Source organism: Sphingorhabdus sp., assembly GCF_044239665.1.
Taxonomy (GTDB): Bacteria; Pseudomonadota; Alphaproteobacteria; order Sphingomonadales; family Sphingomonadaceae; genus Sphingorhabdus_B.
In genome coordinates this window covers 1-16,456 of the sequence record NZ_JBIIBA010000001.1, presented here as the reverse complement: position 1 = coordinate 16,456, position 16,456 = coordinate 1, and the positions used below count along the sequence as shown (strand labels likewise).

Below are 16,456 nucleotides of genomic sequence, written 5' to 3'. Positions count from 1 at the left end.
TCATAGCCTTGCTCTGCCAGTTAATTGCATGCGCTGCAAGCATAGGACTAGCCAGTGGGCGACCTTTTGCTTACCGCTGCTCGGATGTTTTTTAAGCAGGCGAATCTTCACTAATGCATTATGATATTCTTATTGTCGGTGGCGGCCATGGCGGCGCGCAGGCCGCGATTGCGTTACGGCAAGCCAAATATGAGGGCAGCATTGGCGTAGTGAACGCTGAGCCTGAATATCCCTATGAGCGCCCGCCTTTGTCCAAAGATTATTTCGCGGGCGATAAAGCGTTTGAACGTATCATGATCCGGCCGGCGGCTTTCTGGGCGGAACGCAGCGTCGATATGATGTTAGGCATGCGCGTGGACGCTGTCGATCCATCTGCTCATAAGGTGACACTGTCTGATGGGGCGGACATTTCTTATGGCAAGATGATTTGGGCAACAGGCGGCAGTCCGCGGCCATTACCAGTTGAGGGCGGCAATCTGCCCGGGATGCACGTTGTACGCTCGCGCGCTGATGTGGACGGCATGCTTGACGGTCTCGATGATGTCGCTGACATTGCGATTGTGGGTGGCGGCTATATTGGGCTTGAGGCGGCGGCCGTACTCCGGAAAATCGGCAAGAAAGTCACTGTTCTGGAGGCGATGGACCGCGTGTTGGCGCGGGTTGTCGGCGAACCGCTGTCGCGTTTTTACGAGGCTGAGCATCGCGCGCATGGCGTGGACGTGCGCTTGGGCGTTGAAATCAGTGGCATAGAGGGCAACGATTTTGTCACGGGTGTGCGCTTGGCCAATGGTGAAGTGATCCCCGCCCAAATGGTTATTGTCGGCATTGGTATCATCCCCGCTGTTGCGCCTTTGCTGACGGCGGGCGCCGCTGGCGGGGCCGGAGTGGATGTTGATGCTTATTGCCGGACGTCCTTGCCGGACATCTATGCCATTGGCGACTGCGCGGCGCATGCCAATGATTTTGCAGGCGGCAACGTCATGCGCGTTGAATCGGTCCAGAACGCCAATGATATGGCCAACGCCGTGGCCAAAAGCCTGACCAATGAACTGACGCCCTATCATGCGGTGCCATGGTTTTGGTCCAACCAATATGATTTGCGCCTTCAGACAGTGGGCATCAGCGCGGGCTATGATTCCATGGTGTTGCGCGGCGACCCGGATACGCGCTGCTTCTCAGTTGTCTATCTGAAGGCCAATAAAGTCATCGCGCTCGACTGTGTCAACGCGACCAAGGATTATGTCCAGGGCCGCTTGTTCGTGACCGAAGGCCTGTCACCCACATTTGAACAATTAGCCGATACCAACGTGCCATTGAAGGAACTCGCTGCAGCTTTGATGGCCAACTGATGTAAATTTTGCCCCCAGTCCGTTCCGCCCTCACGGCCATTTTAGGCCCAACCAATACTGGTAAGACTCATCTTGCTGTCGAGCGGATGTGTGCGCACTCCAGCGGGATGATTGGCTTTCCGTTGCGGTTGCTGGCGCGGGAAATTTACGACCGCGTTGTCGCCATGAAGGGCGAACAGAATGTTGCTTTAATAACAGGTGAAGAACGGATCGAGCCGCCGCAAGCCCGCTGGTATTGCTGCACCGTTGAAAGCATGCCGATCCAGAAGGAATTTGCCTTCGTCGCCATAGACGAGGCGCAATTGGGTGCCGACCCCGAACGGGGGCATATTTTTACCGACCGAATATTGCATGCGCGTGGGCGTGAGGAAACGATGATTCTGGGCTCGGAGAGCCTTCGGCCGATTATCCGCGCGTTGCTGCCCGATGCTGAAATCATCTCCCGCCCGCGATTTTCGACGTTGAGCTATGCTGGCGCGAAGAAACTGTCACGCTTGCCGAAACGGTCAGCGATAGTCGCCTTTTCAATCGAGCAGGTATATGCCGTGGCGGAGACTTTGCGCCGTATGCGCGGTGGCGCTGCGGTCGTGATGGGGGCGTTGTCCCCGCGGACGCGCAATGCGCAAGTCGCGATGTTCCAATCGGGCGAGGTGGATTATCTCGTGGCGACTGACGCCATTGGCATGGGGTTGAACCTTGACGTGGCGCATGTCGCGTTCGTCGGTCTGTCCAAATTCGATGGCTCTCGCCGCCGACGCCTGACAGTCGCCGAAATGGCGCAAATCGCGGGCCGCGCCGGTCGCCATCAGCGCGACGGAACATTCGGGACCCTGGCTGGCGAAGGCAGCGAATTCACGCCCGAAGAGGTGTTGGCGATTGAAGGACACAGCTTCCCGCGTCTGGACTGGTTGTATTGGCGTGAGGCCAAGCCGCGCTTTAACGATATCGCCACGCTGATCGCGGATTTGGAGAAAAAGCCGCATCGTCCGGGGCTATTGCCAGCGCCCAAGGTTATAGATTTGCTGGTGCTCAAGCGTTTGGCCGAAATGCCCGATGTGAACGCCCTGATCCGCCATCAAGTCGATGTCGCGCGGCTTTGGGAAGTCGCCTGTCTACCTGACTTCCGCCAAATGGGCGAGGAGCATCATAGCCGCTTCGTTGCGTCGCTGTGGCAATATCTCGGGCAAAATGATCGCGTCATTCCGCAAGGCGTCTATGCCAGCGAACTTGCGCGGCTCGACAATATTCAAGGCGATGTCGATACGCTGTCGGCGCGAATCGCTGCGGTGCGGACATGGACTTATATTGCCCATCGGAGCGATTGGTTGACCAATCCGCCCGCCATGGCAGAGCGGGCACGCGCGTTGGAGGAAAAATTATCGGACGCGTTGCACGATGCATTGCGCCAGCGATTTGTCGATAAACGCACATCGATGCTACTGCGGAAAAACGCGACGGACGTTGGGTTGTTGCCCGTCGAGATTAAAGCTGACACACATGTTCTGGTCGATGGAGAAGACATTGGTACTTTACGGGGCTTTGCGTTTCGGGTTGACCCGGCGGCCAAAGCAAGTGACCGTAAGCTTTTATTAGCAGCCGCCGAACGGCATTTGACAGCATATTTGAGACAAAAGGCAAAGGACGTAAGCATGGCAGAGGACAGCGAATTCTCGCTCGCGGCGGATGGAGAAGGCAAGCCCGCCATTTTCTGGCAGGGCGAAATACTGGGTGCGCTGACTAAGGGGCGGACGCTGATGCAACCTGCGTTTACCCCAGTGAAGGCTGTTTCCGGCCTTGAAGGTGACGCGTTGCGTGAAATCACAACGCGCGCCGAAAGCTGGATTGCAACGCAATTGGCCAAATCCATGGGTGGCATAATTGGGCTATTGGAACTCGCGCAACAAGCAGATGTCGACGGCAATGTCCGCGCGCTTGCGGTGCGATTGGCAGATGAGGGTGGCATTGCGGGTCGGCATTATCTGGCTGACGCAATTGCGGCATTACCCAAGGAAGCCCGTGGCGCTGCGCGTAAGGGCGGCATCGTCTTTGGTGCGCTCGATATCTATCACCATAATGCCTTGAAACCAGCGGCGGCCAAATGGCGTGCAGCATTATTTGCGGCGCGCGATAACCGTGCAATGCCAGAACTCCCGCCCGAAAGCGCCGTGCATTTGAAGGCGTGGAATTTTGCCAGTGCGTCCGAAGCGCGCAACGCTGGTTATCGGCGGATTGGCGACGAATATGTCCGCATTGATCTGGCCGAACGGGTTATCAAAAAAGCGCATGAAGCACGCGGGCAGGGCAATCTGTTCGGTATGGACATGGCGTTCGCGACGTCGCTGGGCATCAGCGAAAACGGGTTGAAGGCCCTGATGCGCGACGCAGGCTTCCGCCCGGCGGAGAAGGCGCCGGAGCGGCAGCTTGTTGAGGCTGGGGCTGAGACTGAGACTGAAACTGAGACTGAGGCAGTCTCTGACATTATTCCCGAGGCGGTAGAAGTATTGGCAGAGGAAACCGTTTTAACCCCTGAAGCTGAAGTCGCAGATATAAATGTTGCTGCCGAACCCGAAGCGAGCACTCAAGAGCCCGACGCGGCCCCAGCAGCCGAGGCACAAGCCATCACCCTGACGCATTGGCGCTGGGTCGGCTTGCCAAAGCCACGTCCGCCCGAGCAACGTCAGCCGCGCGCCAAGCCGCAACACCAAAAATCACAGACCAAGGGCAAGCCACAAGCCAAACCCGAGCGCGCACCGGTTGCTGCCAAGCAAAGCGCTCCTTTATCATCCCTTGCGTTACAATTGGCGGCGCTTAAGGGGCTAAAACTCTAATCGGCTGGGGCGAAGTTGCGGATCGACAAACTTCTGTTCTTTCTGCGCTTTGCCAAAAGCCGGACGCTCGCCCAAAATTGGGCGGAGACGGGGCATATCCGCGTCAATGGTCGCCGGGTGGAAAAGGGTAGCCAGCCCATTGCCATCGGCGATATCATCACATTGCCCATTGGTGAGGCTGTTGTAACGTTCAAGCTGCTGTCGACGCCATTACGGCGCGGTCCTGCCTGTGAGGCATTGCTTTGCTATCAGCGTATAGACTAAAAATTGGCAGTCAGTTGCATTCCGCCGTTGACTTCCCCCTGCGCCTCGCAATAGGCAGAAAATTGAAGCGGCTACTCCGCCGCCGCGTCTGGGAGATTTCCGCAAGTGACTTATGTCGTTACCGATGCCTGCATCCGCTGCAAATATATGGACTGCGTTGAAGTATGTCCGGTGGATTGCTTTTATGAAGGCGACAACATGCTCGTCATCAACCCCAATGAATGCATCGACTGCGGCGTTTGCGAACCGGAATGCCCTGCAGAAGCGATTTTGCCAGACACCGAAAGCGGTCTCGAGCAATGGCTTGAACTCAACGCGACCTATAGCGCGGAATGGCCAAACATCACATCAAGCCGTGAACCGCCAGCAGATGCAGATGAGTTTAAGGGCGTAGAAGATAAGTTCGACAAATATTTCAGCCCTGACCCCGGCGAGGGCGATTAAGCTCTCGCGGCGCGCGACGCCTTCAACCAGCCTTTCTGATACGCTTCCACTTCACGCAATGCGGCAAACACCGTCATATTTGGTGCTGTGCGGCCCGTGCGGCCAAGGGCGTAGATCTGACTGTAAAACCAATATTGCGTAGCAAATCCCTCCATGCTGCGCACCATCTTGATCTTGCGTAAGCTTGACAGCCATTCAGGCAGCAGCCTCAATTGGTTCTCGACCTTTGGTAACATCGCCATACCACCGAGCAGCCTTCTTGGCGCCTCGGGCATGACGCATAATGGCCGGGCAAGGCCGATGACGTCGGCACCGCCGTTGCGCAAGGCTTGTTCCATTGCTGATGCGCTGCGGAAGCCGCCCGTCACCATCAAGGGTATCTTTAACTCGGCCTTCATCGCTTGGGCGAAGTCAACAAAATAGGCTTCCCGTGAAAGCGTGGTGTCTGCCACATTCTGGGTTTCCTCCTCTTCCATACCTTGAATGCCCAGAAGCTTTGGTTGCTCATAAGTGCCGCCCGAAATCTCGATGAGGTCCACACCCGCATCCTGCAGCCATCGGGCTACTTGCAGGCTGTCCTCAAAGGCAAAGCCGCCGCGCTGAAAATCGGCGCTGTTCAATTTGACGGAAATGGGAAATTCAGGGCCGACCAAGGTGCGTACAGTGTTTATCGTAAACATTAGGAAACGGGCCCGGTTCACAAGGCTTCCGCCCCAGCGGTCGGTGCGTTGGTTTGACCTTGGGCTTAAGAATTGCGAAATCAGATAACCATGCGCGGCATGGATCTGAACGCCTGTAAAGCCACCATTTTTACAATGTAATGCGGCCTGCCCAAAGCGGCCAATGAGGTTCAGAATTTCGTCCTCAGTTAAGGCGACGGGTGTCCCGAATTGTCCGCCGGGTAACCGCAGCTTGAGCGCAGAAGGTGCCTTGGGACGCGGGTTGATCGCACGCATCGTTTGCCGTCCGGCATGGCTGATCTGCGCCCAGAAATGATTGCCGTTGCGGGTCGCCGCCTTTGTCCAGAATTGGAGGGCGGTCATCATCTCGGCATCTGGATGCCCCTCAAAAAAGACGTTGCCGGGGCGTTCGAGATGGTCGGCATCAATGTGGATATTGCCCGAAATATGCAGGCCGGCGCCGCCATCTGACCAAATGCCATATAGGTTCTGCAATTCAGGCGTCGGACGTCCCAATGGGTCGGCAAGCCCCTCTGTCATCGCGGCCTTTGCGATGCGATTCTTCAGCACGGCCCCACAAGGCAGCTGCAGCGTGTTGCTTAGCTTCACTTGGGTTCGCCGGATATTTCGACTGTTGCTGTATCTGCTGTGCCGGTTTTGACTGGAGCTGCATCCTTGCTTGCGTCGGGTACCGAAACATCGGCGCCAGGCTGAACAGGTACATCGTCAACGGCTTCATCTGTGTTGATCATATCGTCGCTGATCGTGCCTTCCAGGCTGTCGAGACTATCCATGCGCGTTTCGGTGGCCTGATTATCCTCCTGCGAACCGCCGCATGCGGACAGCAGCAGCATCATGGCAAGGGCAGGCGTGAAGTTGCAAAAGCGCATAATATCCTCGTCGTTCTAACTCGGCGCGACCGTACAATCTTCATCTACTTTCGCAAGACTATTGAGAAAATCGGGGAACGCGGAGAGTAAAGCGGCGTCAAAATCTGATAGGGTAGCGTTGATGCCTAACGCGGCGAGGCTGGTCACCGGATATTCCGATATCCCGCAGGGCACGATGCCGGAAAAATGGCTGAGATCAGGGGAAATATTGACGGCAAAGCCATGCATTGTGACCCATTTGCGAATACGTACCCCAATCGCGCCAATTTTTGCCTCTTGGCCGTCCGGCGTGTCGCACCAAATACCCACGCGCCCTTCGGCACGGCGGGCTTGGATGCCAAAATGGCTAAGCGCATGTATCACCCAGCCTTCCAACGCATGGACGTAGCAGCGCACATCCTTTCCGTGACGGGCAAGGTCCAATAAGACATAGCCAATGCGCTGGCCCGGCCCATGATAGGTGTATCGCCCGCCGCGTCCTGTGTCATAGACTGGGAATTGCTGGCTGAGCAGTTCTGCGGGGTCCGCACTGGTGCCGCTGGTGTATAAGGGCGGGTGTTCCAACAGCCAGATAAGCTCTCTTGCGTTGTCATCACGGATGGCCGCCTGCAACGCTTCCATACGCTTTAGGGCGTCTGGATAAGGCGTCAGGCCAGTCGATATGTCCCAGTCGATATTGTGATCCACAATCATGATGAACCCCTTAGCATGGTGCAAGCGGCTTGCCACCGCATATGTCTGCCTCTACGCGGCGCATAGCTAAGGAGGAATTATGCCAAAGAAGCTTGATTATCTCGCTGTCTGGATTGATGCGCGGGCTTTGCTTGCGGAGCATAAAGAGGCGATTGCCGCAATCGCAGGCTTCTTCATTTTTATGTCGGCATGGATTTCGGCCTTTCTGGTACCGCCGCTAATGGTTGAAAATCTGGACAATAGAAATCAAGCCATGTTGGAAATCAGCGGCTATTTCGAAGCCAACTGGCTCGTCCTTGTGCCGACCATGTTGGTAACCATTTATGGCAGCCTCTCTTTATACGTGCTGATGTCGGGGCGTCGGTTGGAAAAAGTGGGGGATGCGCTTGTAACCGCAGCGGCATTATTCGTCCCCTATTTGCTGGCCAGCTTGCTCGTTGGTTGGGCTACCTTGGCTGGATTTTTTCTGCTGATCATACCTGGCCTTTATCTATCTGGCCGCTTTGCAATATTGCCCGCCGTCGTCGCGCAGGATGCCGGGGCTGGTGTCAACCGTTCCATCATCCGGACGTGGCGCGTTACAAATAATTGCGGTTGGGCGATCCTGTTCTTGATGCTCTTCGTTGCCGTCATATTGCGCATTTTCGCAGGTGTGGCCGATGCCGCGATCGTTGCCATTTGCCAGTCGATCGCTGGCGAAGATGGCGTCCCAATTGTCGAATCCGCGGTCAAGGCGCTATTTGTCACTTTGGAGGCCGTGGCTTTCATATTGATGCTGGTCGCCGTGAACCGACAGCTTTCCGCACAGACACCTAGGTCCTAACCTTAACCTATAATTGGGATATGCGGCGCAGCATCGCGCGGTATAAGGCCATTAAGGCGAGGATCGGGGAAGGTTTCCAACTGCCGTTGATAGGCTGTGAAGCCGGACCTCTGGTAAAAGGCCAGCGCATTCGGACCATCAAGCGTACAGGTGTGCACCCACATCCGCTGAACGCCAGCCTCGGCCCAGCCCATCTGTAGCGCCATTGCCATCAACCATTTGCCATGACCCTTACCAGTCAGCTCTGGCACTAGGCCGAAAAAGGCAATCTCGCATTGTCCGGCCTGCCGGAAATCAAGCTCCAATATTCCGACCTCAATTCCGCGCCGGTCCAGAACGGCCCAGATGCGCACTGTAGGGTCATGGATGATGTGCAACAGGTCGGTGTCATTCAGCGCAAGCCGGGAGAACCAAAGCCATGGCTCGCCAATGCGGCGATATAGCGTGCGATAGGTATCTGCCGTTGGCGCTTGCCATCGTTCCAAGCGCAGCTCCGACGCTGGCAGCGCCCGCAAAGGCGGACGGATCGTCATTTCCAACGATGTGACAATTGCGCCAAGTTCGCCATGGGTGATCGGGCTAAACACCATATGGGGTTAGGCCCATACGACTTCGGGGGGCAGACTCATCAATATTGCATCGACATTGCCACCAGTCTTCAAGCCAAAGGTCGTGCCACGGTCATATACCAAGTTAAACTCAGCATAAAGACCACGCCATCGCAATTGCGCCTGCTTTTCTTCGGTACTGAAGGGTTGGTTCATGCGGCGGCGGACAAGCTTTGGAAAGATGTCGAGGAAGGTATTGCCGACATCACGCGTGAAGGCGAAATTCTGTTCAAACAACGCGTCGCTTGTGTTTTCGAGATGATCGTAAAATATCCCGCCGACACCGCGATGGACGTTGCGGTGCGGAATCCAGAAATATTCGTCCGCCCATTTGCGATAACGTTCATACACATCGGGACCATAAGGCGCGCAGGCCGCACGGAGGTGCGCGTGGAAATCGTCCGTGTCTTCCGCATAAGGAATGGGGGGGTTAAGGTCAGCACCGCCGCCAAACCAGCTTTTCGTTGTAACCAAATAACGCGTGTTCATATGCACCGCTGGAACATGCGGGTTTGCCATATGCGCAACGAGGCTAATGCCCGTGGCGAAAAAACTGGGGTCTTCAGCCGCACCGTGAATGGTTTTGGCAAATTCGGGGTTAAAGCTGCCGCCGACGGTCGATACATTGACGCCGACTTTCTCGAAAACCTTACCCTTCATCACCCCGCGGACACCGCCGCCACCGGGTGAGCCATCATGGTCGTTGCGGTCCCATGGGGTATATTCAAACGACGCGTCGGAGCCTGCTTCGCGCTCAATCGCTTCAAAGGAAGCGCAAATGCTGTCGCGGAGCGATTCAAACCATGTCCGCGCGGCCTGTTGGCGTTGATCTAATATCAGGGTCATTTCTCGCCTCTCGGGAATGAATGGGTCTGTCTAAGACCCTCTGCCAAAGCGATGCCAGCCGATACCGAAATGTTCAAGGAACGAAATCCTGTTGCCATCGGAATACACACGCGCGCGTCGGCGCGTGCATGCACTTGCGGTGGCGCCCCCTTGCTTTCGGACCCCATGAGAATGATGTCATTAGGCTGAAATGTGAATTGTGGAAGCGGGGTAGACGCCTTGCTGGACATCAAGACAATCCGCGCGCCGTCTAAGGTCTCGAGAAAGGCGGACCAGTCAGCATGACGTCGAAGCTGGACATGATCCATATAATCCATGCCTGAACGCTTTAGCGCACGTTCCGAAAAGGCGAAGCCGCAAGGCTCGATGATATCGCATATGACGCCAAAGCAAGCCGACGTGCGCAAAACCGCGCCGACATTCCCCGCCATGTCTGGCTGATACAGCGCAATGCGCATGAGAGCCTCCTCACTAGAAACCTATTTCGAGGCCATTAGCCTGTATGGCTGCCCGCGTCCAAACGGTTATTGCGCTAAAGGTGGAGGAGGCCAACATTATACGATTGCTAACCACAGCGATTTAATCAGAACGCCCAAGATGCCGCCAGCCCACCGATCTCCGCAAGCCGGCTCACCTTAAAATATGCACGAACCTATTGCCCGCAGACCACAGGCATTGAGACTCTTCAACCGAACAGTGCGCGAAAACGCGCGGGCAACAATGCGCTAGATTTAGCGTTTCTTATGTGCGGCCTGACGCTCTTCAATTGAAAGGCTGTCATCTTGATTGGCATCTGCCTTACTAAAACGTGCGTCAATCGCGGCGCGGTATTCTGCTTGGGATACAGCCTTGTCCCCATTGGTGTCGGCGCGTGCCATCATGGCTATGGTGCCAACACGGCCGCGTTGGCGGCCTTCACGCATGCTGGCCCCAATGCGTTCCATGCGCCGTTCACGCCGGTCGGCACGTCGCTCGGCGCCAGCTTCATGTATTGCCATGAACTCGCTTTGGCTAATTGCGCCGTTATTGTCTGCGTCCATGATAGCAAAGCGCTTTGCCATCATGGCGGCCCGATCGGCAGCATTTAACGTGCCGTCGCCATTTACGTCTATCTTAGCAAAGCGCGCATCGGCGGCTCCCATGGCTTCCGCCTTGGTGACAATGCGATTTCCGTCTGCATCGGCTTTAACGGGTGCAGCATGAAGCGCCGCTGCAGAGGTAACAGAAAGACCCATGATGCCAGCATAGAGTGAAAGTTTCTTCATCGTTCTCGCTCCTTATAATCATTAAGACTAATGAACACGCGTGAATATAGGATGAATATGGCACGATAGGTTGTCAAGACAATGGCCGAGTTGTCGCAAACTGTATCAGCTTAGCGGTGCAAACAATGCGTAAAGGTCAGAAAGTTGGAGCGGGTAAGGGGAATCGAACCCCTCTAGCTAGCTTGGAAGGCTAGTGCATTACCACTATGCTATACCCGCGACGGACCAATTGGCCGTTTGAAGCGCCGCTATTGCCATTATCCGGCCACAGCGTCAACGCCCTCATTGCAAAAGAAAGGGCCGCAAAAGCGGCCCCTTCCAAAAATAGGTTTCACGCTATCAGTGTTTTTTGTCTGCCCAGATGGTTCTGTAGGACATCCATGCAAGCACGGTGAAGATGAACAGGAAGCCCAATGCCGCCCAACCTGCGCTCTTGCGGTTTTCCATCTTGGGTTCTGCTGTCCATGCCAGGAATGCAGAAACATCTTTCGCCATCTGTGCCTTGGTGGCCTTCGTCCCATCATCATAGGTAACTTGATCATCACCCACGATCGGGTCGGCCATTGCGATGTTCAAATTTGCGAACCATGGGTTGAAGTGCAGACCCGCAGACGTCGAGGCTTCAGGGAATTCCTTCAGCAGCTCTTTGCCTTCTGCATTCTTATAACCGGCTTGATCGCGGTAGCCCATCAACAAGGAATAAACATAGGCCGTGCCATCAGCACGCGCCTTTGTGATCAGCGAAAGGTCGGGTGGAAGCGCATTGTTGTTGGCCGCACGTGCCGCCACTTCATTCGCAAATGGCGAAGGAATTTTATCGGCAGGAATGGCAGGGCGCGAAGCCGCTTCACCCGTTTCAGGGTTGATGCTTGGTACTTCGGTCTTCCACGCCTTGGCCAGTGCCTTCACTTGGTCTTCGTTGTAACCCAATGCCGCGAAATCACGGAAGGCAACGAGATTTAGGCTGTGGCAAGCAGCGCAGACTTCGGAATATACCTTCAATCCGCGCTGTAATTGGCCCCGGTCATACTTGCCGAACGGACCGTCATGCGCAAAGCTGACGGCAAGTGGCTTTTCATGAAACTCATACTCGGCCGACGGCTGTGCAGGCTCCTGAATGGCTTTGATGACAGTGTCCCCAAGGCCGAGCAAAAGCATGCCGCTGAAAAACAGGCCTACTAAAAAAGCAACTAAACGAACCATGATACTGCTTTCCCTGTTTTACGCAGCCGCTGTTTCAAGCGGTTTGCCGGTGACAGCTTCGGTGATTGAATTCGGCAACGGGAGCGGCCGTTCAATGCGCGACACTATCGGCAAGATGATCAAGAAGTGGATGAAATAATAAGCCGCTGCAATCTGGCTAAGAATAACCCACTGGGTGTAAGGTGGCTTTCCGCCGCAATAGGTCAATAGGACCAAGCATGGGATGAGGCCAAACCAGAAGAACTTGCGGAACAGCGGACGATAATGGCCCGAACGCACTGGTGACGTGTCCAACCATGGCAGGAAGAACAGCAGCAGGATCGAACCAAACATCGCAAGCACGCCCATCAACTTGGCTTCAATGATAATGATACCTGTGAAGGGGATGCCGAAATCGACGGTGAATGCCTTCAAAATCGCATAAAACGGTAGGAAGTACCATTCCGGCACGATGTGTGCAGGCGTCGAAAGCGGGTTTGCGGGGATATAGTTGTCGGGGTGGCCCAACATATTTGGCGCAAAGAAAGTCACCGCAACGAAGAAGATCAAAAAGATCCCAAGGCCAAAGCCGTCCTTTGCGGTATAATAAGGGTGGAATGGAACCGTGTCCTGTTCGCCCTTGACGCTAACACCTGTCGGGTTCGATGAGCCCGGAATGTGCAATGCCCAAACGTGTAGGATGATGACCCCTGCAATAACGAATGGCATCAGATAGTGTAGCGAGAAGAAGCGGTTCAGAGCCGCTTGGTCAGGCGCAAAGCCGCCAAGGAGCCATTGACGCAGTGGTTCACCTACCAACGGAATCGCGGAGAAGAAGCCCGTGATAACCTGCGCGCCCCAGAAGCTCATTTGGCCCCATGGGAGAACATAGCCCATGAATGCGGTCGCCATCATCAACAAGAAGATGGTAACACCCAAAAGCCAGATCATTTCACGCGGCGCTTTATACGATCCGTAGAAAAGTCCGCGGAATATGTGGATATATACGACGATGAAGAAGAAGCTCGCGCCGTTCATATGTGCGTAGCGGATGAACCAGCCAGAGTTCACGTCGCGCATGATATGCTCAACGCTGTTGAACGCTCCGTCGATGCTTGCATAATAATGCATGGCAAGGACGATGCCGGTTACAATCTGGATAACCAAAGCAACGCCCGCAAGGACGCCGAAGTTCCAGAAATAATTGAGGTTACGCGGAACCGGATATCCGGCGCCAACGGCATTATATACCAAGCGCGGCAAGGGCAGGCGTTCATCGACCCACTTACTTACTGTGCCTTGCGGCTTATATTCTTGTGCCCAAGGGAAGCTCATTACGTTCTAGCTCCTCAACCGATTTTTACGACTGTGTCAGAAATGAATGCGAATTCCGGAACGACGAGGTTCGTCGGGGCTGGGCCCTTCCGGATACGTGCGGCGGTGTCATAATGCGAACCATGGCAAGGGCAGAAATAGCCGCCATATTCACCTTTAACTTCACCAGCGGCGGCGCCCAAAGGCACGCAGCCCAAATGGGTGCAAACGCCAAGCGTGATGAGCCAATTTTCCTTGCCCGGTTTCGTTCGGTCGGCAAGCGATTGCGGATCGCGTAATGCACCGACATCGACCTTATTGGCGTCTTCGACTTCGGCAGGCGTCAAATTGCGGATGAAGACTGGCTGCTTGCGCCAGCTTGTCTTGATTGACTGGCCGGGCTGAATGGCGGCAACGTCGACTTCGATGGAGGCCAAGGCCAGCACGTCGGCACTTGCGCTCATCTGCGATACCAAAGGCATCGCAACGGCGGCAGCGCCGACGCCAGCGAAGCTGACGGTGGCGATATGGATGAAGTCGCGGCGGCGAACGCCCGGCGCCTGATCGCTGTTTTCAATGCGTAAATCTTGTCCCGGAACATCGCCCGTAGTCGCTTTATCCGCTTTCAAAGCGGCTGCAGCGGCACTCTTTGGCGCTTTCACCGGTTTTTTCTCGGTGCCTTTTGTGTTTTTGACTGTCGACATAATCTGCCCTTATTTGCGTCGCGGAGCCGAACCCCGCAATACCGACGAAATCCCTTCGCTCCAACCGCGTCCAACAATAAGGCGCACGATAGGGGCGATTCAGCGGCCACATAGACGTCTTTCAAATCATTTGCCAACAGGCAATTTGGTTACCAATGTGGCAAACGACGCCAGCTTGGTTGCATTTTGCGAAACCAGCGGAAATTAGGCGCTAACACTTGCTACCCACAACATGTTACGCCTAAAGGGCGCAAAATTTATTCTATCATTGTTGGAGTATGCCCCATGGCGACGAATTGGACGCCTGAAAGCTGGAGAGACGCAACGGGCATTCACATGCCTGCGTACAAGGATGCTGCCGCGTTGTCGGCCACGGAAAACACGCTGCGTAATTATCCGCCGCTGGTTTTTGCAGGCGAAGCACGTAACCTCACCGCCGATCTTGCGAAAGTAGCGGAAGGTAAGGCGTTTCTGCTTCAAGGCGGCGATTGCGCCGAAAGCTTTGCCGAATTTCATCCGAATAACATCCGCGACACGTTCCGCGTGATCTTGCAAATGGCGGTTGTGCTGACCTTTGCGGGCAAATTACCGGTGGTCAAGCTTGGGCGTATGGCGGGCCAATTTGCTAAGCCACGCTCGACGCCGACTGAAACCATAAACGGTGTTGAGCTGCCGAGTTATTTCGGTGACATCATCAACGACATTGAATTTGTGGCCGAGGGACGTGAGCCAGACCCGGCGCGTATGATCCGCGCTTATAGTCAGGCCGCATCCACATTGAACCTGCTTCGCGCCTTTTCCAATGGTGGTTATGCCAATCTGCAGCAGGTCAACGCCTGGACGCATGATTATATGGGCCGTTCGCCATGGGCACAAAAATATAAAGAAACTGCAGATCGTATCAGCGAGGCGCTGGCCTTTATGGAAGCGTGCGGCATTACGCCAGAGACCGTTCCGCAAATTAAGGGAACAAGCTTCTACACGAGCCACGAAGCTTTGTTGTTGCCTTATGAGCAAGCGATGACGCGTGAAGACAGCCTGACCGGCGGCTGGTATGATACGTCAGCGCATTTCCTATGGATTGGTGATCGGACTCGGTTCGAGGGGTCGGCGCATGTGGAATTTTTGCGCGGTATCGGCAACCCCATCGGCGTGAAATGTGGCCCAAGCCTTGAACCCGATGCATTGTTGCGGATGCTTGATACGCTGAACCCATCACGGGAGGCCGGGCGTATCACTTTGATCTCGCGTTACGGCTATGACAAAGTAGAAACGGGGCTTCCGAATTTGGTACGCGCGGTGCAGCGTGAAGGGCATCCCGTCATCTGGTCCTGTGATCCGATGCATGGCAATGTCGTCAAATCAGCCAGCGGATATAAGACGCGCCCGTTTGAGCGTATCTTAGCCGAAGTGCGCGGCTTTTTTGCTGTGCATCGCGCCGAAGGAAGCTTTGGTGGCGGTATCCATATCGAAATGACGGGGCAGAATGTCACCGAGTGTACTGGCGGTGCAGTTGCCGTGACTGACGAAGGCCTTGCAGATCGCTATCACACCCATTGTGACCCACGATTAAACGCGGCGCAGTCGCTTGAACTGGCGTTTCTGTTGGCCGAAATGCTGAACCAAGAAATGGCGGAGCGCGCGAAAAAGGCCGCTTGAAGCAGCCTTTTTGCAAAAGTCAGTTTTTACAGCTTATTACTGAGATTCAAGGCGGTAACCGTAACCGAAAACCGTGAAAATCCGGAAGCCGTTTTCGGGCCGCAATGCCAATTTGGCCCGCACCCTCGAAATGTGCATGTCTAATGTGCGTGTCGCGAGCGTTGCCGTCGTTCGCCAAATGGTTTTCATAATATAGTTACGTGACAAGGTCCGGTCTGAATTTCTGAAAACCATCTCCGCCAATTCAAATTCCTTGGCGGTCAATATGACGGTCTCTTCATGGATTGTAACGCTCTGCTCAAGCCGGTTCATTTTGTAGGCGCCATATGTCACCTCGGTATCAAAGGCGCCCCCTACCGCATTGCCGCGCAGCAAAGCGTTTACCCGAGCAGCAATAACATTACGGCTTTCTGGCTTAGTTATATAATCGTCAGCGCCGGAATTTAATGCATCTGAAATATCACGCTTAGCAGACCGGTTCGCCATCATGATAACGGGTGGTCGCGCGGGCAAAGTCTTATTCATCCATTCAAGCAGGGACATATTGTCCGCAGTCCGAATATTCCAATCCAAGATGACGAGGTCATATATATCCCGCGATAACATCTCGGTGAAAGCTGTGTTGTCGGTACAACCGACGGCAATATACCCTAGGTCTTCAACTATCTGTTTGAGATAATCCACAACATCCGAACCATGGTCAGCGATAAATACCCTCATCTTAGGTCCACCCCTCAGCAGCCCGCCGGTTATACGGCGATGATATGTATCTAACGATATATTATACCAACCTGCATTGATCACAACTCACTGGCCCATTTACGATGGCCGATGGTCATAATGCGCCAAGGCTGATCTATGAGTTTGTTCCACGCCTCGCAGCAGAGGTCGACGATATTGTCGTGGG

At 54.9% G+C, this 16,456-nt stretch carries 17 protein-coding genes and 1 tRNA gene; 6 read left to right on the top strand and 12 right to left on the bottom strand.

Translation table 11 applies throughout. The features are described from left to right. Window positions 1–113 precede the first annotated feature (113 nt). The 4 genes from ACILP3_RS00090 (at window position 114) to fdxA (ending at window position 4,885) form a co-directional block, all read left to right on the top strand. Window positions 114–1,349: an NAD(P)/FAD-dependent oxidoreductase gene (locus ACILP3_RS00090; RefSeq protein WP_395614645.1), complete on the top strand. Its 1,236-nt coding sequence runs from the start codon at window positions 114–116 to the stop codon at window positions 1,347–1,349. 8 nt (window positions 1,350–1,357) lie between these two features. Further along, complete coding sequence (locus ACILP3_RS00085; protein ID WP_395614644.1) at window positions 1,358–4,177, top strand: helicase-related protein; 2,820 nt, start codon at window positions 1,358–1,360, stop codon at window positions 4,175–4,177. 15 nt (window positions 4,178–4,192) lie between these two features. Next, a complete protein-coding gene (locus tag ACILP3_RS00080; RefSeq protein WP_395614643.1) occupies window positions 4,193–4,441 on the top strand; it encodes an RNA-binding S4 domain-containing protein in 249 nt (82 codons plus the stop codon). Window positions 4,442–4,546: 105 nt separating this feature from the next. Beyond that, window positions 4,547–4,885, top strand: coding sequence for a ferredoxin FdxA (fdxA, locus tag ACILP3_RS00075; RefSeq protein WP_295490252.1), 339 nt, complete (start codon window positions 4,547–4,549; stop codon window positions 4,883–4,885). Here fdxA and ACILP3_RS00070 read toward each other — a convergent pair. Genes ACILP3_RS00070 through lipB form a run of 3 tightly spaced genes read right to left on the bottom strand, consistent with a single transcriptional unit; the run spans window position 4,882 to window position 7,148 of the window. Next, window positions 4,882–6,135: an NADH:flavin oxidoreductase/NADH oxidase family protein gene (locus tag ACILP3_RS00070; protein WP_395614642.1), complete on the bottom strand. Its 1,254-nt coding sequence runs from the start codon at window positions 6,133–6,135 to the stop codon at window positions 4,882–4,884. The two genes, fdxA and ACILP3_RS00070, sit on opposite strands and share 4 nt — an antisense overlap. 35 nt (window positions 6,136–6,170) lie before the next feature. Then, window positions 6,171–6,455, bottom strand: a complete 285-nt coding sequence (locus ACILP3_RS00065; protein WP_395614641.1) for a hypothetical protein — start codon at window positions 6,453–6,455, stop codon at window positions 6,171–6,173. A gap of 15 nt (window positions 6,456–6,470) precedes the next feature. Next, on the bottom strand, window positions 6,471–7,148 hold the full coding sequence (gene lipB / locus ACILP3_RS00060) for a lipoyl(octanoyl) transferase LipB (RefSeq protein ID WP_395614640.1): 678 nt from the start codon (window positions 7,146–7,148) through the stop codon (window positions 6,471–6,473). 79 nt (window positions 7,149–7,227) lie between these two features. Between lipB and ACILP3_RS00055 the strand changes: the two genes are divergently transcribed. Continuing rightward, window positions 7,228–7,971 (top strand): hypothetical protein, encoded by a 744-nt coding sequence (locus tag ACILP3_RS00055; protein WP_395614639.1) that lies wholly within the window; start codon window positions 7,228–7,230, stop codon window positions 7,969–7,971. Window positions 7,972–7,973: 2 nt separating this feature from the next. Here ACILP3_RS00055 and ACILP3_RS00050 read toward each other — a convergent pair whose 3' ends face one another. The 8 genes from ACILP3_RS00050 to petA all read right to left on the bottom strand — a co-directional run bounded on the left by ACILP3_RS00050 (window position 7,974) and on the right by petA (window position 13,764). Continuing rightward, the gene (locus ACILP3_RS00050) at window positions 7,974–8,561 is read right to left on the bottom strand and encodes a GNAT family N-acetyltransferase (protein WP_395614638.1); all 588 of its coding nucleotides are present in this window, start codon (window positions 8,559–8,561) and stop codon (window positions 7,974–7,976) included. Between the two features lie 6 nt (window positions 8,562–8,567). Continuing rightward, on the bottom strand, window positions 8,568–9,425 hold the full coding sequence (gene hemF, locus ACILP3_RS00045; RefSeq protein ID WP_395614637.1) for an oxygen-dependent coproporphyrinogen oxidase: 858 nt from the start codon (window positions 9,423–9,425) through the stop codon (window positions 8,568–8,570). After that, window positions 9,422–9,883, bottom strand: a complete 462-nt coding sequence (locus ACILP3_RS00040; protein ID WP_395614636.1) for a tRNA (cytidine(34)-2'-O)-methyltransferase — start codon at window positions 9,881–9,883, stop codon at window positions 9,422–9,424. Before ACILP3_RS00040 ends, hemF begins: the two co-directional genes overlap by 4 nt. Before the next feature lie 273 nt (window positions 9,884–10,156). Beyond that, on the bottom strand, window positions 10,157–10,690 hold the full coding sequence (locus ACILP3_RS00035; RefSeq protein WP_395614635.1) for an EF-hand domain-containing protein: 534 nt from the start codon (window positions 10,688–10,690) through the stop codon (window positions 10,157–10,159). Window positions 10,691–10,835: 145 nt separating this feature from the next. Continuing rightward, window positions 10,836–10,909 (bottom strand) — tRNA-Gly (locus ACILP3_RS00030). Between the two features lie 120 nt (window positions 10,910–11,029). Beyond that, window positions 11,030–11,893 (bottom strand): cytochrome c1, encoded by an 864-nt coding sequence (locus ACILP3_RS00025; protein WP_395614634.1) that lies wholly within the window; start codon window positions 11,891–11,893, stop codon window positions 11,030–11,032. Window positions 11,894–11,911: 18 nt separating this feature from the next. Further along, window positions 11,912–13,207: a cytochrome bc complex cytochrome b subunit gene (locus ACILP3_RS00020; protein WP_395614633.1), complete on the bottom strand. Its 1,296-nt coding sequence runs from the start codon at window positions 13,205–13,207 to the stop codon at window positions 11,912–11,914. 14 nt (window positions 13,208–13,221) lie between these two features. Beyond that, a complete protein-coding gene (petA, locus tag ACILP3_RS00015; protein WP_395614756.1) occupies window positions 13,222–13,764 on the bottom strand; it encodes a ubiquinol-cytochrome c reductase iron-sulfur subunit in 543 nt (180 codons plus the stop codon). Window positions 13,765–14,175: 411 nt separating this feature from the next. Here petA and ACILP3_RS00010 point away from each other — a divergent pair, with 411 nt between their 5' ends. Beyond that, the gene (locus ACILP3_RS00010; RefSeq protein WP_395614632.1) at window positions 14,176–15,549 is read left to right on the top strand and encodes a class II 3-deoxy-7-phosphoheptulonate synthase; all 1,374 of its coding nucleotides are present in this window, start codon (window positions 14,176–14,178) and stop codon (window positions 15,547–15,549) included. A 36-nt stretch (window positions 15,550–15,585) separates the two neighbouring features. On the opposite strand, the gene ACILP3_RS00005 is transcribed toward ACILP3_RS00010, so the two are convergent. Then, window positions 15,586–16,269 carry a response regulator transcription factor gene (locus ACILP3_RS00005; protein ID WP_395614631.1) on the bottom strand — a complete coding sequence of 228 codons (684 nt, stop codon included), beginning with the start codon at window positions 16,267–16,269 and terminating at the stop codon, window positions 15,586–15,588. Window positions 16,270–16,456: the final 187 nt, after the last annotated feature.